A 554-nucleotide genomic window follows, 5' to 3' on the forward strand; every position below is an offset into this window, starting at 1 on the left:
TGTAGAGTCAAGTGGCAAGTGCAAAATTAGCAAATACTTTTATAAAACTCGATTTTTGGGGTTGAAAACCCTAATTTTTTGCGCGGTCTATCATTAATTTGATATTGTACTTTGTTCAGTTCCGCTTGAGACACCTGTCTGAAATCTGTACCTTTAGGGAAATATTCCCGAAGTATTTTATTCATATTTTCAATTGCCCCTTTTTGTCCCGAACAATATGGATCTGCAAAATACACAGTACAATCCAGCGCTTTGCATATAGCCTTGTGATTACGAAATTCAATTCCATTATCTGTTGTGATAGTATACACATGTTTTTTGAAAGGGAGCAGAAGTCTTACTACGGCTTTCTCTACATCCTCAGGTTTCTTGGATGGAAGTTTTGTTTGTAGAAACATATTCTTACTTCGTTCAATTATTGTAAGAACTGCACTTTTTTGCTCTACTCCAATAACTAAATCCATCTCCCAGTCTCCAAATCTTTTTCCATTGGCTTCTGCCGGTCTTTCATGGATGGATACCCTGTCAGGAATCATGCTTTTTCCTGCTGTCTT

Annotated in this window: 1 protein-coding gene; it reads right to left on the minus strand. The window is 37.0% G+C overall.

The features are described from left to right. Window positions 1–26 precede the first annotated feature (26 nt). A partial coding sequence (locus H6A27_RS15860) for an IS30 family transposase (RefSeq protein ID WP_204509207.1) occupies window positions 27–554 on the minus strand: 528 nt, incomplete at its 5' end.

The sequence above is a fragment of the Bacteroides caecigallinarum genome, from assembly GCF_016902295.1.
Lineage (GTDB): Bacteria > Bacteroidota > Bacteroidia > Bacteroidales > Bacteroidaceae > Phocaeicola > Phocaeicola caecigallinarum_A.